At 67.0% G+C, this 21,998-nt stretch carries 19 protein-coding genes; 15 read left to right on the top strand and 4 right to left on the bottom strand.

Annotated elements, in window-relative coordinates; all coding sequences use genetic code 11:
• Positions 1-55 precede the first annotated feature (55 nt).
• Entirely contained in the window at positions 56-1,810 is a 1,755-nt protein-coding gene (locus ARC63_RS04945) for a peptide MFS transporter (protein WP_057502684.1), read from the top strand.
• A 57-nt stretch (positions 1,811-1,867) separates the two neighbouring features.
• Here the strand turns inward: ARC63_RS04945 and ARC63_RS04940 are convergent, their stop codons facing one another.
• Positions 1,868-3,850 carry an alpha/beta hydrolase family protein gene (locus ARC63_RS04940; RefSeq protein WP_057502683.1) on the bottom strand — a complete coding sequence of 661 codons (1,983 nt, stop codon included), beginning with the start codon at positions 3,848-3,850 and terminating at the stop codon, positions 1,868-1,870.
• A 167-nt stretch (positions 3,851-4,017) separates the two neighbouring features.
• Entirely contained in the window at positions 4,018-4,653 is a 636-nt protein-coding gene (locus tag ARC63_RS04935; RefSeq protein ID WP_005408523.1) for a LysE/ArgO family amino acid transporter, read from the bottom strand.
• Positions 4,654-4,790: 137 nt separating this feature from the next.
• Here ARC63_RS04935 and ARC63_RS04930 point away from each other — a divergent pair, with 137 nt between their 5' ends.
• From ARC63_RS04930 to ARC63_RS04870, 13 genes are all read left to right on the top strand, one after another.
• Positions 4,791-5,696: a LysR family transcriptional regulator ArgP gene (locus tag ARC63_RS04930; protein WP_006424060.1), complete on the top strand. Its 906-nt coding sequence runs from the start codon at positions 4,791-4,793 to the stop codon at positions 5,694-5,696.
• 169 nt (positions 5,697-5,865) lie between these two features.
• Positions 5,866-6,312, top strand: a complete 447-nt coding sequence (locus tag ARC63_RS04925; RefSeq protein WP_019336987.1) for a GNAT family N-acetyltransferase — start codon at positions 5,866-5,868, stop codon at positions 6,310-6,312.
• 192 nt (positions 6,313-6,504) lie between these two features.
• Positions 6,505-8,193: a malate dehydrogenase (quinone) gene (gene mqo / locus ARC63_RS04920; protein WP_049480122.1), complete on the top strand. Its 1,689-nt coding sequence runs from the start codon at positions 6,505-6,507 to the stop codon at positions 8,191-8,193.
• Positions 8,194-8,517: 324 nt separating this feature from the next.
• Complete coding sequence (locus tag ARC63_RS04915; RefSeq protein ID WP_057502682.1) at positions 8,518-10,710, top strand: TonB-dependent siderophore receptor; 2,193 nt, start codon at positions 8,518-8,520, stop codon at positions 10,708-10,710.
• Positions 10,711-10,900: 190 nt separating this feature from the next.
• Entirely contained in the window at positions 10,901-12,544 is a 1,644-nt protein-coding gene (gene mdcA, locus ARC63_RS04910) for a malonate decarboxylase subunit alpha (protein WP_057502681.1), read from the top strand.
• A 10-nt stretch (positions 12,545-12,554) separates the two neighbouring features.
• Complete coding sequence (gene mdcC / locus ARC63_RS04905; protein ID WP_043396784.1) at positions 12,555-12,875, top strand: malonate decarboxylase acyl carrier protein; 321 nt, start codon at positions 12,555-12,557, stop codon at positions 12,873-12,875.
• Positions 12,872-13,780, top strand: a complete 909-nt coding sequence (locus tag ARC63_RS04900) for a biotin-independent malonate decarboxylase subunit beta (protein WP_049455597.1) — start codon at positions 12,872-12,874, stop codon at positions 13,778-13,780. The genes mdcC and ARC63_RS04900 overlap by 4 nt, the downstream gene beginning before the upstream one ends.
• 2 nt (positions 13,781-13,782) lie before the next feature.
• Complete coding sequence (gene mdcE / locus ARC63_RS04895) at positions 13,783-14,487, top strand: biotin-independent malonate decarboxylase subunit gamma (RefSeq protein ID WP_057502710.1); 705 nt, start codon at positions 13,783-13,785, stop codon at positions 14,485-14,487.
• On the top strand, positions 14,480-15,121 hold the full coding sequence (gene mdcG / locus ARC63_RS04890) for a malonate decarboxylase holo-[acyl-carrier-protein] synthase (protein ID WP_010483417.1): 642 nt from the start codon (positions 14,480-14,482) through the stop codon (positions 15,119-15,121). The genes mdcE and mdcG overlap by 8 nt, the downstream gene beginning before the upstream one ends.
• Entirely contained in the window at positions 15,118-15,975 is an 858-nt protein-coding gene (gene mdcB, locus ARC63_RS04885; RefSeq protein ID WP_057502680.1) for a triphosphoribosyl-dephospho-CoA synthase MdcB, read from the top strand. The genes mdcG and mdcB overlap by 4 nt, the downstream gene beginning before the upstream one ends.
• Positions 15,972-16,892, top strand: a complete 921-nt coding sequence (gene mdcH / locus ARC63_RS04880; protein WP_057502679.1) for a malonate decarboxylase subunit epsilon — start codon at positions 15,972-15,974, stop codon at positions 16,890-16,892. Before mdcB ends, mdcH begins: the two co-directional genes overlap by 4 nt.
• Before the next feature lie 97 nt (positions 16,893-16,989).
• Positions 16,990-18,357: an SLC13 family permease gene (locus tag ARC63_RS04875; protein WP_057502678.1), complete on the top strand. Its 1,368-nt coding sequence runs from the start codon at positions 16,990-16,992 to the stop codon at positions 18,355-18,357.
• Between the two features lie 56 nt (positions 18,358-18,413).
• A complete protein-coding gene (locus ARC63_RS04870) occupies positions 18,414-19,133 on the top strand; it encodes a GntR family transcriptional regulator (protein WP_057502677.1) in 720 nt (239 codons plus the stop codon).
• A gap of 110 nt (positions 19,134-19,243) precedes the next feature.
• Here ARC63_RS04870 and ARC63_RS04865 read toward each other — a convergent pair whose 3' ends face one another.
• The gene (locus ARC63_RS04865; RefSeq protein ID WP_057502676.1) at positions 19,244-19,576 is read right to left on the bottom strand and encodes a hypothetical protein; all 333 of its coding nucleotides are present in this window, start codon (positions 19,574-19,576) and stop codon (positions 19,244-19,246) included.
• 151 nt (positions 19,577-19,727) lie between these two features.
• On the opposite strand from ARC63_RS04865, the gene ARC63_RS04860 reads away from it, so the two are divergent.
• Complete coding sequence (locus ARC63_RS04860; protein WP_010483429.1) at positions 19,728-20,675, top strand: nucleoside hydrolase; 948 nt, start codon at positions 19,728-19,730, stop codon at positions 20,673-20,675.
• Positions 20,676-20,679: 4 nt separating this feature from the next.
• On the opposite strand, the gene ARC63_RS04855 is transcribed toward ARC63_RS04860, so the two are convergent.
• Positions 20,680-21,939: an MFS transporter gene (locus ARC63_RS04855; RefSeq protein ID WP_057502675.1), complete on the bottom strand. Its 1,260-nt coding sequence runs from the start codon at positions 21,937-21,939 to the stop codon at positions 20,680-20,682.
• Between the last annotated feature and the right edge of the window lie 59 nt (positions 21,940-21,998).

Genomic DNA, 21,998 nt, shown 5'->3' with positions numbered 1-21,998 from the left:
ACGCATGGCGTGGATCCACTGAAAGCGGATCGGGCCACAGGCCTATAATTCCGCGATGAATTCCACTGCTATCGCTTCCGACGACTTCCTGGGCCATCCCAAGGGCGTCTACGTCTGCTTCTTCACTGAAATGTGGGAGCGCTTCTCCTTCTACGGCATGAAGGCGCTGCTGCTGCTGTACCTGACCAAATACCACCTGTTCGGCGACAAGGCCGGCCTGGACCTGCTCGGTGCCTACGGCGGCCTGGTGTACTGCATCCCGGTATTCGGCGGCATGCTGGCCGACCGCTGGCTGGGCATGCGCCGAGCGGTGCTGTTCGGCGGTATCCTGCTGGTGCTCGGCCACCTTGGCATGGCCTTCGAAGGCCACGCCGCGTACCGGGTGAACGGCGAAGTGGTGCGCGACACCTCGGCACTGGCGGTGACCTACCTGTCGCTGGCACTGATCATCATGGGCGTCGGCTTCCTCAAGCCGAACATCTCCACCATCGTCGGCAAGCTGTACGCCAAGGACGATCCGCGCCGCGATTCGGGCTTCTCGCTGTTCTACGCCGGCATCAACCTCGGCGCGCTGTTCTCCTCGCTGGTGTGCGGCTTCCTCGGCGAGGCCTATGGCTGGAAGTACGGTTTCGGAGCAGCCGGTATCGGCATGCTGGCCGGCCTGGCGATGTTCCTGTGGGGCCAGAAGTACCTGCAGGGCCATGCCGAACCGCCGCAACCGGCGGCACTGAAGCAGACGGTGCTGGGCCTGCCGCGCGAATGGCTCATCTATCTGTGCGCGGTGCTCGGTGTGCTGCCGGTGGCGTGGCTGATGTGGGCCGCCGGCAATGGCGCATTCGCGCTGGGCGGTGAAATCAGCCTGGCGCTGATGCTGATGCTGGTGGTGCTGGGCGGCGTGCTGGTCTGGTTCGCCTGGTTCACCGGCAGCAAGTGCACGCCGGTGCAGCGCCAGCAGATGATCGCGCTGATGGTGCTGATCTTCATGGCGCTGGTGTTCTTCACGATGTACGAGCAGTCCTACGGCTCGTGGGTGACCTTCACCGACCGCCTGCTGACCAAGGACATCGTGCCCTCGCTGGTGATCACCGGCGGTACGCCGCTGCCGTGGTCGATCATCTCGCTGCTGCTGGCACCGCTGGGCTTCGTGGTCAGCGCGCGCCTGTCCGAACGGCGCCCGGGTTCGGCTGCGCCGCGCACGTTCTTCGCCGCCATCGTCGTGCTGATGCTGGTGCTGCTGGTGCGCGACTGCCTGGTGATCCCGCAGACCGCAGGCTCGCTGACCTACCTGGGTGGCCTGTTCCTGGTGCTGCTGGCACCGGCCTTCGCCGCACTGTGGACGTGGATGGACCGCCGCGGCTGGGAACCGGGCAAGCCGGTCAAATCGGCCTGGGGTCTGGTGATCGGCGCGCTGTCGTTCGTGCCGCTGGCACTGGCCGCACAGCAGGTCGGCGCTACCGGCGAGATGGCCAGTGTGTGGTGGCTGGTGCTGGCCTACTTCCTGCTGGCCAGTGGCGAGATGTGCCTGTCGCCGGTCGGCCTGTCGGCGGTCACCCAGTTGGCCGTGCCGCGGGTGATGAGCCTGATGATGGGCACCTGGTTCCTGGCCACCGCATTCTCGGAGACGCTGGCCGCGCTGTTCGGCAAGCTGGCCGCGATCGAGGTGCCGGAAGGCGAATCGCTGGACATGGTGGCCGCCGCCGGCGCCTATGCGCACCTGTTCTGGCTGCTGATGTGGATCGGCCTGGGCTGTGCGCTGGCCGCCTTCATTGCCGCGCCGCTGCTGAAGAAGATGATGCACGGGGTCAAGTAAGCCCGCTGCAGGCGAAATCCGGGGCGGCGGATCGATCATCCGCCGCCCCCGGCTTGTTCAGGGCGCGCTGCTCTTTTCCGCAGGCGTGGCCTGCGCGGCCACCTGTCCCCCCAGGCTGCGCGAGAGGAAGGCCAGCAACCTGCTGTAGTAAGTGCGTTGATTGGCAGGAGAATAGAAACCATGCCCTTCGTTCTTGACGAACAGGGTTTCCACCGGCGAGCCGGCCTTCTTCAACGCAGCTTCCATGCGTTCACTGTGCACGATCGGCGCACGCTGGTCCTGCCCTCCCGCGGCCAGGAATACCGGCACCCGCACCTGCGCGGCCAGATTCACCGGGGAACGCTCTGCCAGATCCTTGGGCGATCCCAGCCAGTTGCGCAGATAGGCCAGGCCTGACTCATCACTCTGGATGTCTCCACGGGCGTACATCAACGGCAGGTCGTAGATGCCGACGTAGCCTGCCGCGCACTGGTAGAGGCCCGGCTCGCGCACCGCCCCCATCATGGCCGCATAGGCACCGTAACTGGCCCCGTAGATGCAGATGCGGTTCTTGTCGGCCACGCCCTGTTCGATCGCCCAGCGCGTGGCATCGGTGACGTCATCCTGCATCGACAGTCCCCATTGCTTGCGCGCGGCCTGCATGTGGGCCCGGCCATAACCGGAAGAGCCGCGGAAATTCACCTGCAATACCGCGTAACCTGCCGCCGCCAGCATCTGCGCCTCGGCGTCATAGGCGCCGTCGTCGGCAACACCGATCGGACCTCCGTGCGGCACCACCACCATCGGCAGCGCACGGGCCTCGCGGCCGTGCGGGACGGTAAGGAAGCCATGCAGCGGACGCCCATCGCGCGCCTTCAGGCTGATCGGACGCACCTCCGCCGCCAGCGCGGGGTCGATCCAGTCGCTGCGGCTGATCAGGTGCCGTGCACTCTTGCCAACCGTGTCATAGAGATAGAAATCGCCCGGATTGCTGCCTGACCAGGTTTCCACCAGCACCGTCCTGCCATCGCGCGTGCTGGAGGTGATGTAGGCCGCTCCGCCCAGGCCCGCTTCGAGGCTGCGATAAAGGCGGGCTTCGTTCGAGGCGTCATCGAAGAATGCCGTTCGCGGCGCACTGCCAAGGAACAGTGCCCCGACCGGCACGCGGCTGCCTGGGCGCCGGATGATGCGCGCCGGGTCGGCGCTCTCATCGCGCAGCACGGTGCGTCGTTCATTGCTCTGGGGGTCCCAGCTGACAATGGCATCGGGTCCGTCTGCCTGCTCGACCTGCAGGTACGCCAGGCGACCGTCGGCCGAGAAGCCGAGGGGCAGCTCGATGCGCTTGCTCAGGGATTCATCGTTGAGCAGGATCCAGTCGCTGTTGCTGCCTGTGCGGTAGTAGAGCTTCTGCGTGCCATCGGTAACGACAGCGCGCGCGAAACGCACCTCGCCCTGCTCATCGATCGTGAAGTCCGCATCGGGGATGGGAGCCCGTGCCACCGCGTTGCGGCGACCGGTGATCACATCCATGCGCTCGACCTGGGCATGCGAACTGCCGACCAGCGGGATCACCGTCACCAGTGCGTTACGATCGTCATCCTTGAGTTCGTCGCTGAGGTACGCGGCCACCAGGCCTGCCGGCTTGACCTTGATGTTGGTGCCCAGGCTCTGGTCGGCAACCCGGTAACCCACCAGCAGCTCGCCGCCCTTGCCGTTGGCATTGATACCGAACAGTTCGCCGGTCGGCGTCGGCCGGTCCAGCACGCCGAACTTCTGTGCCATGCCCACCAGCAGTCGCTCGTTGCTGACCCAGTCGAAGGTGTGGGCGTGATCGTTGCGGGGCGGGCGGAAGCTGCCGACCATCTTCATGTCGGCAATGCGATAGATCGCCAAGGCGGTTCCCGCCTCCAGCGGAACCGTCGCGGCGATGTACTCGCCCCCCGGCGAAATCTTGATGTCGGTATACGACTCCTGCCGCAGATAGCGATCCAGGTCCAGCGCTGCGGCCGATGCCCCACCCACAACCGCTCCCAGCAGTACAGCCAGCACAATCCTGCGCATCCTTCCCCCATGGAAAACCGGACACCCTGTCCGGATGCACGATTCCAGGCACGTGACCGATTGCCGCGCCACATCGGCAGAAAAAACGACGGCACCGTTGCCGGTGCCGTCGTTACCACTACCTTGGAGAGAGAGTCAGGACGTGGGTTCGGGGGGCGTGCGCCGGGTCAGTGGACCCCGCGCACCGCCAACGTGAGGGCCAGGATGCTGAGGATCACGGCAATGGTGCCGTCGAGCACGCGCCAGGTACTGGGCTTGGTGAACAGCGGCGCCAGCAGGCGTGCACCCAGGCCCTGCGCGGTCAACCACAGGCAGCTGGCGGTGACCACGCCAGCGGCGAAGGCCATGCGGGCGTTGCCGAAGTTCTCGGCGATCGAACCGATCACCATCATGTCCAGCCAGAAGTGCGGGTTGATCAGCGAGAAGCCGACCGCGGCCATCAGCACCGCGCGGCGGCTGCCGTCGTCACTGTCGGCCTCGCCCATGCCACCGCCACCGGCGATCGCACGGCGTGCCGACTTCATTGCGTACCAGGCCAGGAACGCGACACCCGTCCACAGCACGGCGGTGGTCAGCCACGGCAGTGCCGAGGTGAGCGTGCGCAGGCCGGCCACGCTGGCGAAGATGAAGATCGCATCGATGGCCGCACAGGTGGCAACCACCGGCACGATGTGCTTGCGCAGGATGCCCTGGCGCAGAATGAAGGCGCTCTGGGCCCCGACCACGGCGAACAGGCCGATGCCGGTAGCTGCACCAGAGAACCAGGCACCGAGGCCGGTGCTGGCGGAGATGACCGAGAACATGGGATTCACTGCCTTTACTTGCTTGGGGGACGGTGCCTCGCGAAGGCGGACAGCACCGGAACGGGCGCCATTGTCGCGCCGCAACATGAAAAAGACGAGCTAAACTTCCTAAACCAACATTAGCGGAACTTAATTCGATGCGTATCGACCATGCCCAGCTGCGCGCCCTGGCCGCGGTGATCCGCGAAGGCAGCTTCGACCGCGCCGCACAGTCGTTGAATGTCACGCCCTCGGCCATCTCGCAGCGGGTCAAGGCGCTGGAGGACCGGGTCGGCCGCCTGCTGGTCAAGCGCGGCACTCCGGCCACCGCCACCGCCGAGGGCCAGGTGCTGGTGCAGCTGGCCGAGCAGACCGCCCTGCTCGAACACGATGCCCTGCACCGTATGGGCCTGGCCGACGAGGACCTGCCCCAGGCAAGCATCCCGGTGGCGGTGAACCACGACAGCCTGGAGACCTGGTTCCCGCAGGCCGCCTCGCAGTTCGCGCAGAGCACCGGCACCACGCTGGACCTGCGCGTGGAAGACCAGGACCACACCGTCGAACTGCTGCGCCAGGGCACGGTGCTGGGCGCGGTGACCACCCTGGATGAGCCGGTGCAGGGCTGCCAGATCCACGCGCTGGGCAGCATCCGCTACGCGGCGACCTGTACCCCCGAGTTCCGCGAGCGCCATTTCGCCAAGGGCGTAACCGCGCAGGCGCTGGCGCAGGCCCCGGTGCTGGTATTCAACCGCAAGGACGAAATGCAGTCGCGCTTCGCCCGGCGCATGGCGGGCGACGACCTGCCCAGCACCGCGCCGACCTGGTGGATTCCGTCCACCCGCGCCTTCGTGCAGGCCAACCTGGGCGGCATGGGCTGGACCATGAACCCCCTGCCCTTGGTCAAGCGGCATCTGGACGCCGGGCGACTGGTCTACGTGCGCCAGCGCGCGTGGGAAGACGTGCCGCTGTACTGGCAGCATTGGAAGGGCGACGTGCAGACCATGGCCCTGCTGACCCGCGCGGTGCTGGATGCCTCCTCCGCGCTGATCCGGCGCAAGCGCTGAAAAGGGGACGGAGGGGATTAAGTCGTTCAAGACCCAAACGACATATCGGGCAAAGACGACTTAATCCCCTCCGTCCCCTTTTTGCTCCATCCAATCTCCACGCAACCTCCACACGGGGTCCATGCGTGATGCGGATACTGGTCGGCCGATCACTGCAAGGATGCCCTGCATGCCTGTATTCGTCCGCGATGCGCGCCCCGAAGATGCCGCCGCCTGCATCGACCTGCGCGGGCGCACCCGCGAGAACGCCTTCAGTGCCGCCCAACTGGCGGAACTGGGCATCACCGAGGACAGCTGGGCCGCCGGCATCGCCCAAGGCGATTCGATCGGCCGCGTCGCCTGGGAGGGCGAGCGCATGGCCGGTTACTGCTTCGCCGACCGCGACAGCGGCGAGGTGCTGGTGCTGGCCCTGCTGCCGGACTACGAAGGCCGCGGTATCGGCCGCCAACTGCTGCAGGACGTGGTGAGCCTGACCCGCGATGCCGGCCACCGGCGGCTGTTCCTGGCCTGCTCGGCCGACCCGCGATCGCGCTCGCACGGCTTCTACCGCCGCCTGGGCTGGCGCCCGACCGGCGAGATCGACGACGCCGGAGACGAGATTCTGGAGCTGGTCTGATTGAAGGCGTCGCCAGGCATGACCTGGCGCTATGGGTGACGGGCCGCGAAAGGCCGGATGCTGCGTTGCATCAAAAAAGGACCGGAACCGGTTAGAATCGCGCCAGGATGTTGCAAGGCGTTGTTTCTTCACGCCCTTTCCCTGCTTCATGCGCATCCTGACCTCCTCCCCTCCGCCAACGATCCCGCCCCCATGAAGAAATTTGGCAAGGCCCTGCTCGCCCTGCTCGTGCTGCTGTTGCTGGCCGCCGCGCTGTTCCTGTACTGGCCGCTGACCCAGCGCTCGGTGCCCGCCGCCAGCAACGACAAGCCCGTTGACGTTGTGCTGGTCGGCGCCGGCATCATGAGCATCACCCTGGCCACCTACCTGCAGGAACTGCAGCCGGACTGGAACATCCAGGTCTACGAACGCCTCGACGGCGTCGCCGGTGAAAGCTCCGATGGCTGGAACAACGCCGGCACCGGCCACTCGGCGTTCGCCGAACTGAACTACACCCCGGAACTGCCCGACGGCAGCATCGAGACCAAGCGCGCGGTCGGCATCGCCGAATCGTTCGAGGTCTCGCGCCAGTTCTGGTCGCACCAGGTCAAGCAAGGCCGGCTGAGCCAGCCCAGCGACTTCATCAACCCGACCCCGCACATGAGCTTCGTCTGGGGCGATGACAACATCGCCTACCTGCACAAGCGCCAGCAGGCCCTGGTGAAGAATCCGCTGTTCTACGGCATGCAGTACTCGGAAGATCCGGCGCAGATCAAGCAGTGGGCCCCGCTGCTGATGGAAGGCCGTGACCCGAAGCAGAAGGTTGCCGCGACCTGGATGCCGCTCGGCACCGACGTCAACTTCGGCGTGATCACCCGCCAGCTGACCACCGGCCTGCAGCGCAGCCCGAACTTCAGCCTGCATCTGAACCATGAAGTGAGCGCGCTGCGGCAGAACGCCGACAAGAGCTGGAACGTGACGGTGAAGGACCTCAAGGCCGGCACCGAATCCACCACCCACGCCCGCTTCGTGTTCATCGGTGCCGGTGGCGCCGCGCTCAAGCTGCTGCAGATGTCCGGCATTCCGGAATCGAAGGACTACGCCGGCTTCCCGGTCGGTGGCCAGTTCCTCGCCTTCCAGGGCCAGGACGTGACCTCGCGCCATGGCGTGAAGGCCTACGGCATGGCCGAGACCGGTTCGCCGCCGATGTCGGTGCCGCACCTGGATGCGCGCAAGCTGGACGGCAAGCCGGTGGTGCTGTTCGGGCCGTTCGCGCTGTACAGCACCAAGTTCCTCAAGCACGGCTCGTGGTGGGACCTGTATTCCTCGGTCACCCACAACAACGTCGGCCCGATGCTGGAAGTGGGCAAGGACAACCTGGACCTGGTGCAGTACCTGATGGGCCAGGCACGCCTGAACGATGCCGACCGCCAGGCCGAGCTGGTCAAGTACTTCCCCAATGCCAAGCCGGGTGACTGGAAGCTGGTCACCGCCGGCCAGCGCGTGCAGATCATCAAGCGTGATCCGCTGAAGGGCCCGGTGCTGCAGTTCGGTACCGAGATCGTGACCGACAAGGACCACACCATCGCGGCCCTGCTCGGCGCCTCGCCGGGTGCGTCGACCTCGCCGCCGATCATGCTGGACCTGATGGCCAAGGCCTTCCCGGACCAGATGAAGGCCGGCTGGGAAACCCGCCTGCGCGAGATCGTGCCGTCGTACGGGCGCAAGCTCAACGACAGTGCCGCGCTGGTCAACGAGATCCGTACGCTGACCAGCCAGACCCTGCACCTTCCCTACCTGGAAGTGCCGGTGGATGCCAACGCGGCAGCACCTGCACCGGCCGCAATTCCGGCTCCGGTCAAGGAAAAGCGCAACGCCAACGAGGAACTGCAGGCGCTGTAAGCCCGCCGTTTCCTTTCGACGCACACGAACGGCCACCTTTGGGTGGCCGTTCGTTTTTTGGGGCGGCTCCCTGCTGTAGAGCCGAGCCCATGCTCGGCTCCAGCAAAAAGCAGCCGAGCATGGGCTCGGCTCTACAGAAGGCGATGCCTGGTGCCGGAAATCCGATGCACGATGACGCGAATTGTAATGTTGTTAAGAATTATTTACATTTGCGTCCTACGCAGTGACCGCCCCTCCCAGATGGACCTGATGTGCCCGAAGCCGCCGCCCCGGGTACTGGACGACTGCTGCCGCCCTTCCCCGCTTCCAAGCCTCGAGCCCACCATGTCCCTGACCCTGCGTAACCGCCTGCCCCGCCGCGCGCTGCTGCCGGCTGCCCTGCTTTCGTCGCTGTCCCTGCTGGCCGCGCCCAGCGCGTTCGCCGCCGCCGATGGCGCCGCCGATGCCAAGACCCTGGACCGGGTCAGCGTCCGTGCCGAGCAGTCCGCTCCGCCATCCAGCACCACCCGCCTGCCGATCACGCTGCAGGAAACCCCGCAGTCGGCCACTGCGATCAGCCTCAAGCGCCTGCAGGACGAATCGCTGTTCAGCATCAACGATGTGATGCGCAACGTCACCGGCGTCAGCGTGTCCTTCTATGACACCCAGCGCCCGCTGTACTACGCGCGTGGCTTTGCCATCACCGACTTCCAGGTCGACGGGATCCCGACCTACAGCGGTTCGACCAACCAGGAATACGACACCGCCTTCTACGACCGCATCGAAGTGATCCGCGGCGCCAACGGCCTGCTCAGTGGCGCCGGCGTGCCGTCGGCCACGGTCAACCTGCTGCGCAAGCGCCCGGGCAAGGAGTTCGATGCCTCGTTCGCGGTCAGCGCCGGCAGCTGGGACTATCGGCGCATGGAGGCGGACGTGACCGCGCCGCTGACCGATGACGGCCGTTTCCGCAGCCGCGTGGTCGCCGCCTATACCGATCGTGGCCTGTATTACGACCGTTACGACGAGAACAAGATGGCCGGCATGGCGGTGCTGGAAGGCGACGTCACCGACAGCACCACCGTCACCCTCGGTTACCAGAGCCAGGACAACAATCCCACCGGTTCAACCTGGGGCACCGTGCCGTTCTTCGACAACCAGGGCAACTTCGCCCACCTGCCGCGTTCGACCAACCTGTCGCCGAAGTGGAGCTACTGGAAGCGCGAGAGCAACACCGCGTTCGCCAACCTGGAACAGCGCTTCGGTGACAACTGGCTGCTGAAGATCAACACCGCCTACACCCGTGGCAACGTGCAGAACGTGCGCCTGTACGGCACCGGCAACCCGGACCCGGTGACCGGCTCGGGCATCTACCTGCGTGCCGCCGCCGGTGATTCCAAGGACACCCGCCGCAATGTCGATGCCTACCTGTCCGGCAGCTTCGACCTGTTCGGCCGCGAGCACGACCTCACCGTTGGCGCACAGTGGTCGGACCTGGAAGGCACCACCAACACGCTTGCACTGAACTTCCCGAACGACTGGGCACGCTGCGGCGGCGAGCGCTGCTACTACATTCCCAACGTGTACAACTGGAACGGCGACATCTCCGAGGTGACCTACCGCCGCACCGGCGCGCGCCGCGTGGCCAAGACCACGCAGAGTGGCGTCTATCTGGCCACCCGTCTGCGCCTGGCCGATCCGCTGTCGCTGATTGCAGGCGCGCGCCTGAGCCGCTGGGAAACCCTCAGCCGCTCGTACAACGCCGCAGGCGCCTATACCGGCACCAGCGGCGCCTACAAGGTGAGCGATGAAGTCACCCCGTACGTGGGCCTGGTCTACGACATCACCCCGAACGTGTCGGCCTATGCCAGCTACACCGAGATCTTCAACCCGCAGAACTTCAAGGACCGCAACGAGAACCTGCTGGCACCGGTGCAGGGTTCGAACCTGGAAGCAGGTATCAAGACCCAGTGGCTGGATGGCCGCCTGACCGCCAATGCCGCCGTGTTCGAGGCCAAGCAGGACAACTATGCGGTGCGCGACATGGGCGTGCCGGAAGGTTCGCTCAGCGATGGCACCTCCGCCTACGTCGGCGTCAACGGCACCAAGGCGCGCGGCTGGGAAATGGACGTCAACGGCGAGATCCTGCCGGGCTGGACGGTCAATGCCGGCTACACCCACGTCAAGGTCACCCGAGCGGCTACCGACCTGCTGTACGCCAATCCGCCGAAGGATCTGTTGCAGCTCAACACCCAGCTGCAGCTGCGCGGCGCGCTGGAACGCCTGAGCGTTGGCGGCGGCCTGCAGTGGCAGAGCAAGGTGCAGGGCTACAACATCGCCTACCCGCTGGGCGGCACGGTCACGGTGAACCAGCCGGCCTACATGCTGGTGCAGTTCAATGCCAACTACCGCATCAGCGACAGCTGGACCGCAACGCTGAGCGTGCGCAACGCACTGGACAAGACCTACTGGGCGAATCTGGACTACAACAACTACGGCGAACCGCGCTTCGTGTCGGCCAGCCTGCGCTGGAAGTTCTGAGCCACCCGCGAACCGGTGGGTGCCTGGTGGGTGCCGACCGTTGGTCGGCACGCCCTCCGCCACGACCCACCGTCGTGGCCTACCTGAATGGGCCCGCCTTCGTGCGGGCCCTTCTTTTTGCTGCACTGCAGGTTGCACCCCTCTTCATAATTATGCCGTAATTACATCGACACCAATCGGAAGCCGGTCGATGAACCCGAGCTGGGATACGTTGGAACGCAGCCGCCAGGCCCGCCTGGAACGTGCCGCGCCGTGGGCCCGGGGACGCGAGGTCGCCGCCACCGATGTGGGCGAGCTGCTGCACGCACTGCTGGAGCCAGGCGACAAGGTCTGCCTGGAGGGCAACAACCAGAAGCAGGCCGACTTCCTCGCCCAGGCCCTGGCCGACCTCGACCCGGCACGGGTGCATGACCTGCACATGGTGCAGTCGGTGCTCTCCCTGCCCTCGCACCTGGATGTATTCGAGCGTGGTATCGCTTCGAAACTGGACTTCTCGTTCTCCGGCCCGCAGTCGGTGCGGCTGGCCAACCTGGTGGCTGAAGGGCGCATCCAGATCGGTGCCATCCACACCTACCTGGAACTGTTCGGCCGCTACTTCATCGACCTGACCCCGCGCGTGGCCCTGGTCGCCGCGCAGGCCGCAGACCGCCACGGCAACCTCTACACCGGACCGAACACCGAAGACACGCCGGTGATCGTCGAAGCCACCGCCTTCGGTGGCGGCATCGTCATTGCCCAGGTCAACGAAATCGTCGACACCCTCCCCCGCGTCGACATTCCCGCTGACTGGGTCAACTTCGTGGTGCAGGCACCGAAGCCGAACCATATCGAACCACTGTTCACCCGCGACCCGGCGCAGATCTCCGAGATCCAGGTGTTGATGGCGATGGTGGCCATCAAAGGCATCTACGCCGAGTACGGCGTCAACCGCCTCAACCATGGCATCGGCTTCGATACGGCGGCCATCGAACTGCTGCTCCCCACCTACGCCGAATCGCTCGGCCTGAAGGAAAAGATCTGCCAGCACTGGGCACTGAACCCGCATCCGGCGCTGATTCCGGCCATTGAATCGGGCTTCGTGAAGTCGGTGCACTCATTCGGTTCGGAACTGGGCATGGAGAAATACATCGCGGCGCGAGGCGATGTGTTCTTCACCGGCGCCGATGGCTCGATGCGTTCCAACCGCGCGTTCTCACAGACCGCCGGCCTGTATGCCTGCGACATGTTCATCGGTTCCACACTGCAGATCGACCTGCAGGGCAACAGCTCCACCGCCACCCGCGATCGCATCGCCGGCTTCGGCGGTGCACCGAACATGGGCTCGGATGCGCGAGGTCGTCGCCACGCCAGCGATGCCTGGATCAAGGCCGGGCAACAGGCTGCACGCCCGGGCGAGATGCCGCGCGGGCGCAAGCTGGTGGTGCAGATGGTGGAGACCTTCCGCGAGCACATGGCGCCGGCCTTCGTTGAACGTCTTGATGCCTGGGAACTGGCCGAGCGCGCGGACATGCCGCTGCCGCCGGTGATGATCTATGGTGACGACGTCAGCCACGTGCTGACCGAGGAAGGCATCGCCAACCTGCTGCTGTGCCGCACGCCGGAAGAACGCGAGCAGGCGATCCGCGGCGTGGCCGGCTACACCGCCGTCGGCCTCGGCCGCGACCGCGCGATGGTGGAAAACCTGCGCGACCGCGGCGTGATCCGCCGTCCCGATGACCTGGGCATCTCTGTGCGCGATGCCAGCCGTGACCTGCTGGCGGCGCGTTCGGTGAAGGACCTGGTGCGCTGGTCCGGCGGACTGTACGACCCGCCCAAGCGCTTCCGCAACTGGTAAAGGGCTGAGCATGGAAACCCTCGACTATCGATTCGAAGGACACACTGCGGTGCAGTTTCCGCGCGATGCGGTGCTGGTCGGCGTACTGGCCTCGGGCAACCTGGAAATCCTGCTGGAGCCGGCGGCGCAGGACGGCGCGATGACGGTACGCATCATCACCGCCGCACAGGGCTTCGGGAACGTGTGGCAAGCGGTGATCAGCGACTTCGCAGAGCGTCATCCGCTGCGCGATGTACGCATCTCGATCAACGATGCGGGTGCAACTCCGGCGGTGGTCAGCCTGCGACTGGACCAGGCCGTGGAAACCCTGCTCAGTGGAGATGCACGATGAACCGGACGCAGCGCCACAGTTACTACGAAGCCGATGCGCGCGAGCGCATCGCCGGGTTGATCGACGCGGGTTCGTTCAGCGAATTCCTCGGCCCGGCGCGGCGGATGATGAGCCCCCACCTGGCGCAGCTCGATCAGCCTGCGGCCTTCGACGATGGCATCGTCGTCGGCGAAGCCACGCTGCAGGGAAGACGCGTGCTGCTGGCCGCACAGCAGGGTGAATTCATGGGCGGCGGCGTGGGCGAGGTGCATGGCGCCAAGTTGACCGGGCTGCTGCGCCGTGCGGCGGCAACCCGCCCTGACGGTGTGCTGCTCCTGCTCGACACCGGCGGCGTGCGCCTGCACGAAGCCAATGCAGGGCTCATCGCCATTTCCGAGATCATGCGCGCCACCCTGGCCGCGCGTGCAGCGGGCGTGCCGGTGATCGCGCTGATCGGCAGCGGTAACGGCGCCTTCGGCGGCATGGGCATCGTGGCCCGCTGCTGCAGCACGGTCATCATGTCCGAAGAAGGACGCCTGTCGCTGTCCGGGCCGGAAGTGATCGAGACCGTGCGTGGCGTGGAAGAGTTCGATTCCCGCGACCGCGCACTGGTCTGGCGCGTGACCGGTGGCAAGCACCGCTACCTGATCGACCAGGCACAGGTGCTGGTACCCGATGCCATCGAGGCCTTCGCGCATGCGGCATTCGATGCGCTGCAGCCCGATACCCGCAGCATCGATCCAGTTACTGCACTGGCCGCGCTGCAGGAACGCCATGTGGCATTGAAGGCGCGCGTGCAGGCCTGGAGCGATTGCCGCGATGGCCTGGAGATCTGGGCGCGGCTGGGCATTCCCCACCCCGAACGCCTGCCACTGCTCGACACCGATGAGTTCCTCATCGCCACCGCCGACCGGAGCCTGCCATGAGCATGCAACTGCAGAGCCTGCTCGATGCCCTGTTCCCGCAGGGGCATGCGATTGCGGTGAACGATTCGGTGCTGACCGGCAGCGCTACCACCGAGGACGGCGAGGTGACCGTGATCGGTACCGCCGACAAACTCGAAGTCGGCGTGGACCACGCACTGGCACTGGCCGGGATGGTGCTGGCCAGCACCCGCGTACATCCTCAGCGGCCGATCGTGATGCTGGTGGATACCGCCGGCCAGCGCCTGGCGCGGCGCGACGAACTGCTTGGCATCAATGGTTACTTTGCGCATCTCGCGCAGACGCTCGATCTGGCACGCCGCCGTGGTGCGCAACTGGTCACGCTGGTCTACGGTGAATCCGTCAGTGGCGGCTTCCTCTCATTCGGTCTGATGGCCGACCACATCCACGCCCTGCCCGATGCACAGGTGCGGGTGATGGACCTGCGCGCGATGGCACGGGTGACCAAGCAGCCGCTGGAGAAGCTGCAGTCGCTCAGCCAGACCTCACCGGTGTTCGCACCGGGCGTGGAAAACTACGTAGCGATGGGTGCGGTGGACTCGATCTGGAACGGCAACCTGGCCGCCCACCTGCTGCAGGCACTGCGCACGCCCGCCGATGGCGACCGCCGCGCCGTGCGCGGAGCCGAACGTGGCGGGCGCATGCTGGCCGCACGCGTGGCTGCTGCCGTGAGCCAGGGCGATGCCTGAGCGGCTGCCCCGCCATACGCTGGTCTGGCTGTCAGCGCACGCCGGCTGGCAGGCGGACATTGCCGCGCATGAGTCGCGCTTGGCCGATTGGTTTGCGCAGGGCCGGCCGGCCATCGTCGCGCGACGTGCCGCCGATGATGCGGACCCCCGCCTGCGTCTGGGCGTGCCGCTACCGCCCGTCGAGGGCAAACTGCGCCTGGCCCTGCGCGTACCAGCACACGATGTGCTGCGCACCGCGCCGCCGCCGACACTTCAGACGGTGCTGGAAGGCGACGTTCCACAGGACTGGCAGCGGCCCCTTGAAGTGCTGCAGAACATCGCTGGGGCGCGCGTAATCGGTGCCTTCGCGTGGCAGCACCTCACTGGCCTGCGCTATGTGCACGCGCGCTCGGACGTCGATCTGCTGTGGCCGATCGACACCACCGCGCAGGCCGATGCCCTGGCTGCACGGCTGCAGGCATGGGAAGCCGAACACGACCGGCGGGTCGATGGCGAGCTGTGCCTGGGCGGCGACGCCGCCGTGAACTGGCGCGAGTACGCCGGACGCAGCCGCGAGGTACTGGTCAAGCGCCTCGATGGTGCCGCACTGGAACCACGCGAGGCATTGTTCGCCTCCGCCGGGGTGAGCGCATGAACGCCGTCGTGCAACCGGCGGTCAGGCCGGCAGCTGCCGTGGACACCGCGCGTCTGGGGCGCCTCGCCGTCGCCAGCCTGCATGCGGAGCTGGCGCTGGCGCCCAAGCCCGGACTGGTCACACCCTTCGACACCGGCAGCCATCACGACATGGACGCCGGCACGTTCCTGCGCAGCCTGTTCGCGCTGCGCCACTATTTCACCGCCGTGGCATACCTCGGTGCAGCCGGGGCGGACTTCGACGCCTTGCGCCGGTGTGGCATCGCCGCCGAAACCGCGATGCAGCGCGCGACCGCCGGCATCAATACCCACCGTGGCGCGGTCTTCAGTCTCGGCCTGCTGGTGGCGGCCGCCGCGGCCTGTCGCTCCCACCTGGGCCATGCCGCCACGGGTGAGCAGGTCTGCCAGGAAGTGCGCCGTTGGGCTGCCGAGCTCGCCGGCGCACCTCTGGATGCGAACAGCCCTGGCCAGCGCGCGCGCGCGCGGCACGGCGTGCAAGGTGTGCGCGAACAGGCGGCCACCGGCTACCCGCTGCTGCGCGACGTGGCACTGCCTACCCTGCGCCACGCACTGGCCAGCGGCCTGCCACGCGAGGCCGCGATGTGCCAGACCCTGATGCAGCTGATCGCGTGCGTGGATGACCTCAACCTGCTGCACCGTGGCGGCGCCGACGGCCTGCGCTGGGCCCAGCGGCAGGCGCGCCGTTTTCTGCGGGACGGCGGTACCTTCGTACCCGGCTGGCAGGCACACCTGCACGACATCGGCGAGGGCTTCGTCGCGCGCCGCCTGAGCCCGGGTGGCAGCGCCGACCTACTGGCCTGCAGCTGGTTCCTGCTGCAGCAGGAGGGCGCATGAGCCTGGCCCTGCTCTGCCCCGGGCAAGGTGCGCAGCACGCCGCGATGTTCGAGCGCGTGCGCGATCTGCCTGCCGCGCACAACGTACTGGAGGCTGCCAGCGCAGTGCTTGGACGCGATGTGTTCGCGGCGGCCGCTGACGAATCGCGCTTCGGCAATGCACTCGCTCAGCCCCTGCTGTGTGCAGCCAGCCTCGCGCACTGGCAGGGACTTCGCGAAGCAGTGCCAGCACCGGTGCTGGTGGCCGGCTACAGCATCGGTGAACTGGCGGCGCATGTGGTTGCCGGCAGCGTTGATGCGAGCACCTGCCTGAGCCTGGCCGCGCAGCGCGCGCGGCTGATGGATGCCGCCAGCCCTGCCGATGCAGGCATGCAGGCCGTGCTGGGGCTGGAGCGCCATACCCTGCAGCCGCTGTGTGATGCACACGGCGCACATGTGGCCATCGCCAACGGCCGAGATCACTTCATCGTCGGCGGCACGCAGGCCGCTCTGCAGGCGCTGGCCGATGACGCTCGCGCGCAGGGTGCGGAGATCCGCCCGCTGCCGGTGCATGTGCCCGCGCATACGCCGCTGCTCCGCTCTGCTGTCGCAGCGTTCGCCGCCGCACTCGATGCCTCGGCGCTGCAGGGCCCACGCCTGCCGCTGCTGGCCGGCATCGATGCGCGTCCGGTGCGGGATCGCGCAACGGCGGTCCACACGCTGTCGTTGCAACTGGCGCAGACCATCGAGTGGGCGCAGGTGATGCGCCAGGCCTACGAGCGCGGTGCGCGGGTGTTCCTGCAGCTGGGCCCGGGCAATGCCTTGGCCCGCATGGTCGCGTCCGATTATCCGTGCTGCGAGGTGCGCGCGGTGGAGGAATTCCAGAGCCTCGACGGCGCGGCGGGCTGGGTCCGCAGCGCGCTGGAGCGGCTGCAGTAACGGGTTCGAGCAGTACGCAACACGCAGTACGTCGCCTTACCCCGGGATGGCGGGTCTCCATCCGCGCTGTACGTGAGTCACGTGTCTGGGAGGGCGCATGAGTCCACAAATCGCAACGATCATCGGTCTGGTGATCATGTTCATCGTCGCCACGGCGATGCCGATCAACATGGGCGCCGTTGCCTTCGCGCTGGCCTTCATCATCGGTGGGCTGTGGGTCGACATGGGCGGCAAGGAGGTCCTGGCCGGCTTTCCCGGCGATCTGTTCCTGACCCTGGTTGGCATCACCTACCTGTTCGCCATCGCGCAGAAGAACGGTACCATCGACCTGCTGGTGCACTGGGCGGTGAAAGCGGTACGCGGCCATATCGTGGCCATTCCGTGGGTGATGTTCGTCATCACCGCGGTCCTCACCGCCTTCGGCGCACTCGGCCCCGCCGCGGTGGCGATCATCGGGCCGGTCGCGCTGCGCTTTGCCAAGCAATACAACATCAACCCGCTGATGATGGGCCTGCTGGTCATCCACGGTGCGCAGGCCGGCGGCTTCTCGCCCATCAGCGTGTACGGCAGCATCACCAACGGCGTGGTGCAGAAGGCCGGGCTGGAAGTGACCGAGATGGCGGTGTTCCTGACCAGCCTGGGCTTCAACTTCATGATGGCCACGATCTGCTTCTTCGCTTTCGGTGGCGTCGCCCTGCTGCGGCGTGGCTCGATCACCGCAGCAGGAACGATCAGCACTGCCGAACTGGCGATGGCCGGTGGCCCGCAGGCGTCGTCGCGCCAGTTCGCGATCGAAGGCCATGGCGCGCTGGTCGCAGCAGGCGGCGGCACGCTCAGCAATGATCCGGCGGCACTGGACGCGGTGGGCCTGACCCGCGAGCGGTTGTTCACCCTGATCGGCCTGCTCGGCCTGGGCGTGGCCGCGTTGATCTACAACCTCAACGTCGGCCTGGTCTCGATCACCGTGGCGGTGGCGCTGGCGCTGTTGTCGCCACAAAGCCAGAAGGGTGCGGTCGATGGCATCAGCTGGTCCACCGTGCTGCTGATCTGCGGCGTGGTGACCTACATCGGCGTGCTGGAACATGCCGGCGCGGTGGACTTCATCGGCAACGGCGTGTCCGACATCGGCATTCCGCTGCTGGGCGCGCTGCTGGTCTGCTACGTCGGCGGCATCGTCTCCGCATTCGCCTCCTCGGCGGCGGTACTGGGCGCCACGATTCCGCTGGCGGTGCCGTTCCTGCTGCAGGGCCACCTCAGCGCCGCCGGCGTGATCTGCGCGCTGGCGGTGTCGTCCACCATCGTCGATGTCAGCCCGTTCTCGACCAATGGCGCACTGGTGGTGGCCTCGGCCGCGAAGGAAGAACGCGAGACCCTGTTCCGCCGCTTCCTGGTGTACAGCGGTCTGGTGGTCGCGCTGGGGCCGCTGCTGGCCTGGCTGGTGTTCGTGGTGCCGGGCTGGATGTAACCGCCATCGGGTCGTGCCGGCCGCTGCCCGGCGCGACCTGGCGTTACACTCTGCGCATGGCCATTGCCCCTGCCCCGCAGTCACCGAAGAAGCGCGCACCTCTGTACGAAGAGGTGGCCGAACACGTGCGCGAGCGCATCTACGACTACCGGCTGCCGCCGGGTGAGTGGATCGACGAGCCCGCGCTGTGCGAAGAACTGGGCATCAGCCGCACGCCGCTGCGCGAGGCGCTGAAGCTGCTTGCTGCCGAAGGCCTGGTGCAGATCGATGCGGGTCGTGGCAGCAGGGTCACGCGACTGACGCTGGAGGACCTCAACCAGCTGTTCCCGGTGATGGCGATGCTGGAAGGCCGCTGCGCGCACGAGGCGGTCCGGCATATCGATGATGCTGGGGTACAACGGCTGGAAGACCTGCATGCGGCGATGGAAACCGCTGCGGCCGAGGGCAACATCGCCGAGTACTACCGCAACAACTACCTCATCCACGAAACCGTGCAGCACTATGCCGGCAACCCGTGGCTGATCCGGATCACCCACGACCTGCACCGCATCCTGAAGATGCACCGTGGCCGCCAGTTGCTGACCCCGGGCCGCACCGCGCAGTCGCTGGCAGAGCACCGCGAACTGATGGAGTGCTTCCGCAAGCGTGACGCCGCTGCCGCCGAACGCACCATGGAGCGCCACCTGCTCAGCCAGGGTCAGGCGTTGGCCGCCTATGTCGCGGCAGGCGGGTTGTTGAATGTGCCGGCGCCGCTGCCGACCGAAGGCGGCGGCTGAGCAGGCCGTCGTCGCATTTGTGGAGTCGAGCCATGCTCGACTGCTGTTCAATCAAGCACCGCGGCGTTGGAGCGAAATGCAGTCGAGCATGGCTCAACTCTACAGAGATCTCAGTCGCTGCTGCTGCCACCACCACCGTCACTGCTGCCGCCGTCGCTTCCACAGTCGGAGCTGCTGTGGTTGTGCTGGCTGTGGTTGTCGCCGGTATACCCGCCCGAATGATCGTAGGCACCGCCGAGACCGTTGTCCCCCCGGCCTCCCGAGCCATCGGCGGTGGCGACCGCCATGCACAGGATCGCGCCGACCAGGGGCAGCAGCCAGATCAGCAGCAGCTGCACCGTCCGGCCGCCCGCCGACAGGCCATCACGCCTGACGATCACCACGGTAGCCACCACGTTCAGGCCCAGCACCAGCAGGACCAGCAGAAGGGCAACGATCAGCATGCGGCGACTCCGTGCCTGGACTGGGGGCATTATGGCCTGCCACCCCGGCAATGGCCCTGCCTGTCATGAAGATGGGACAATGTAGGGCGCGCCGGCCTGTCTCCGGGCCGCCGGCGCCCCCCGCACCACACGGAAGAAGAAGAACAACAACATGCTGAAAGTCATTTTCGATACCGACCCGGGCGTCGACGACGCCCTGGCCCTGCTTTACCTGCACAAGCACGCCCAGATCGACCTGATCGGCGTCACCACCACCTTCGGCAATGCCTCGGTGGAGTCGACCACGCACAATGCGCTGTACCTGAAGCAGGCCTGGGGCTTTGCCGCACCGGTCGCGCGCGGTGCCGGTGGCCCGCTGCAGCCGGAAGCCACCCCGGAAGCCTGGCCGGTGCACATCCATGGCCACAACGGCCTGGGCAACCACCCGGTGCCGGCCGAACTGGACGTGACCGCCGACGCGCGCCCCGCCCACCAGCTGATCATCGACCTGGTCCGCGCCCATCCGGGCGAGGTGACCCTGGTCGCGGTCGGCCGCATGACCAACCTGGCCCTGGCCCTGCAGCAGGCGCCGGACATCGCCAGCCTGGTGCGCGGCGTGGTGCTGATGGGCGGCGCCTTCCACGTCAACGGCAACATCACCCCGGCCGCCGAGGCCAACATCTGGGGTGACGCCGAAGCGGCCGACGTGGTGTTCACCACCGATTGGCCGGTCACCGCGATCGGCCTGGACGTGACCACCCGCGTGGAAATGGACCGTGATGGCCTGGATAAGCTGGCCGCACTCGGCGGCGCCGACGCCGAGCTGGTCCGTGCACTGTCGCAGGACTACGTGGACTTCTACCTGCAGGCCGGCCACAAGGGCATGGTCGTGCACGACTGCTGCGCCTGCATTGCCCTGACCCGTCCGGAGCTGTTCCAGTTCGAGCGTGCCAGCGTGCGCGTGGCCACCGACGGCGTTGCCCGTGGCATGACCATTCCGAAGCCGGAAGGCATGGGCTTCGGCCCCAGCGTGTGGGATGGCCACGTGCTGCAGTCCGTCGCCATCGGCGTGGATGCGGCCGCGGTACTGGCCGACATCGAGCAGACCCTGAAGGTCTGATCGGCTAGCGTCTGGCCCTGCCTGGGACGGTCTCGGGCAGGGTCCACAGCACCGGAAGTACCAGCACTGCCACCAGCGCGATCATCGCGCCCGGTGCCGCCGCCCAGCCGCTGCGTTCCACCCACCATTGCGCCAGCCAAGGCGTCGCGCCGCCGAACACCGCGGTGGCCATGGTCACACCCAGTGCCAACCCGCTGACCCGGCCTTCGCCCGGGAACTGCTCGGCCGTGGCCGGGGCCGCGACCGCACTGACACCACCGGCCACGCAGGCCAGCAGCACGGCGGCCAGCGCGATGCCCAGCGCCGTCGCCTGCGCCATCCACGCGAACAGGGACAGCGGCAGCAGCGCTGCCAGCACGGTCAGGCCCAGCAGCACCGGCCGTCGTCCGACGCGGTCGGACAATGCGCCGCACAGTGGCGTGATCGCGATCACCGCCACTGCCGCAATCGTCGACAGCCACAGCGCATCGGCTTCGTCATGACCCTGCGCATGCAGGAACGACGGCACGTAGGTGATGCCCACGTAGTAGGTGATCGAGCCCAGCGCCGAGATCGCGAAGGTGCGCGCCACTGCTGCGGGATGGTTGCGGAGCACATGCCGCAGCGGCGTGGCGGGAATGCTGCCCTCGCGCTGCTGGCGCTCGAACTCAGGCGATTCACGCATGCCCGACCGCGCAACCAGGATCACCAGTGCCAGCGCGGCACCGAAGAAGAACGGAATGCGCCAGCCCCAGCTGTCCAGCTGCGCGATGGGCAGCAGCGCGACCGTGAGCGCGGAAATCGCCACCGCCAGCAGCGCCCCCACTTCGCTGGCTGCCGACGCCAGCGAGGTCACCAGGCCTCGTCGCCGCAGGGGTGCGCTTTCCAGCAGGTAGGCCACCACGCCGGTGTATTCGCCGCCCACCGAAAACGCCATCACGCAGCGCAGTACCAGCAGCAGCACGCCCGCCGTGGTGCCTGCGGTGGCCGCGGTTGGCAGCAGCGCAGTGGCCAGCATTGCCGCCGCCATCAACGCCATCGAAGCCAGCAGCATCCAGCGCCGGCCCAGGCGGTCGCCCAGGTGGCCGAAGCACAGCGCGCCCAGTGGACGCATCAGGTAGGACACCGCGAAGCCGGCAAGCGTGACGAGCAGCGCCTGCTCGCCACCACCGAAGAACACCCGCGACAACACCGTGGCGAAGTACAGGTACAGGGTGAAGTCGTACCACTCCACCACCGTGGACAGGCCGGCCACCCACATCGAGCGCTGCCGCGCCGCGGTCATTGCTTGTTCGCCTTCAACAGCCTCGTTCCCGTGGGTGCAGGTTCCTGGCAGGGTGTCAC

It is taken from the genome of Stenotrophomonas geniculata ATCC 19374 = JCM 13324, from assembly GCF_001431625.1.
Classification (GTDB): Bacteria; Pseudomonadota; Gammaproteobacteria; order Xanthomonadales; family Xanthomonadaceae; genus Stenotrophomonas; species Stenotrophomonas geniculata.
The sequence above is the reverse complement of the archived record's forward strand: the minus strand, read 5'-3'. Positions and strand labels throughout refer to the sequence as shown.

Excerpts from the sequence above, each read along its gene's own strand:
- ARC63_RS04945 (WP_057502684.1), top strand. The coding sequence starts at position 56 with ATGAATTCCACTGCTATCGCTTCCGACGACTTCCTGGGCCATCCCAAG.
- ARC63_RS04940 (WP_057502683.1), bottom strand. The coding sequence starts at position 3,850 with ATGCGCAGGATTGTGCTGGCTGTACTGCTGGGAGCGGTTGTGGGTGGG.
- ARC63_RS04935 (WP_005408523.1), bottom strand. The coding sequence starts at position 4,653 with ATGTTCTCGGTCATCTCCGCCAGCACCGGCCTCGGTGCCTGGTTCTCT.
- ARC63_RS04930 (WP_006424060.1), top strand. The coding sequence starts at position 4,791 with ATGCGTATCGACCATGCCCAGCTGCGCGCCCTGGCCGCGGTGATCCGC.
- ARC63_RS04925 (WP_019336987.1), top strand. The coding sequence starts at position 5,866 with ATGCCTGTATTCGTCCGCGATGCGCGCCCCGAAGATGCCGCCGCCTGC.
- mqo (WP_049480122.1), top strand. The coding sequence starts at position 6,505 with ATGAAGAAATTTGGCAAGGCCCTGCTCGCCCTGCTCGTGCTGCTGTTG.
- ARC63_RS04915 (WP_057502682.1), top strand. The coding sequence starts at position 8,518 with ATGTCCCTGACCCTGCGTAACCGCCTGCCCCGCCGCGCGCTGCTGCCG.
- mdcA (WP_057502681.1), top strand. The coding sequence starts at position 10,901 with ATGAACCCGAGCTGGGATACGTTGGAACGCAGCCGCCAGGCCCGCCTG.
- mdcC (WP_043396784.1), top strand. The coding sequence starts at position 12,555 with ATGGAAACCCTCGACTATCGATTCGAAGGACACACTGCGGTGCAGTTT.
- ARC63_RS04900 (WP_049455597.1), top strand. The coding sequence starts at position 12,872 with ATGAACCGGACGCAGCGCCACAGTTACTACGAAGCCGATGCGCGCGAG.
- mdcE (WP_057502710.1), top strand. The coding sequence starts at position 13,783 with ATGCAACTGCAGAGCCTGCTCGATGCCCTGTTCCCGCAGGGGCATGCG.
- mdcG (WP_010483417.1), top strand. The coding sequence starts at position 14,480 with ATGCCTGAGCGGCTGCCCCGCCATACGCTGGTCTGGCTGTCAGCGCAC.
- mdcB (WP_057502680.1), top strand. The coding sequence starts at position 15,118 with ATGAACGCCGTCGTGCAACCGGCGGTCAGGCCGGCAGCTGCCGTGGAC.
- mdcH (WP_057502679.1), top strand. The coding sequence starts at position 15,972 with ATGAGCCTGGCCCTGCTCTGCCCCGGGCAAGGTGCGCAGCACGCCGCG.
- ARC63_RS04875 (WP_057502678.1), top strand. The coding sequence starts at position 16,990 with ATGAGTCCACAAATCGCAACGATCATCGGTCTGGTGATCATGTTCATC.
- ARC63_RS04870 (WP_057502677.1), top strand. The coding sequence starts at position 18,414 with ATGGCCATTGCCCCTGCCCCGCAGTCACCGAAGAAGCGCGCACCTCTG.
- ARC63_RS04865 (WP_057502676.1), bottom strand. The coding sequence starts at position 19,576 with ATGCTGATCGTTGCCCTTCTGCTGGTCCTGCTGGTGCTGGGCCTGAAC.
- ARC63_RS04860 (WP_010483429.1), top strand. The coding sequence starts at position 19,728 with ATGCTGAAAGTCATTTTCGATACCGACCCGGGCGTCGACGACGCCCTG.
- ARC63_RS04855 (WP_057502675.1), bottom strand. The coding sequence starts at position 21,939 with ATGACCGCGGCGCGGCAGCGCTCGATGTGGGTGGCCGGCCTGTCCACG.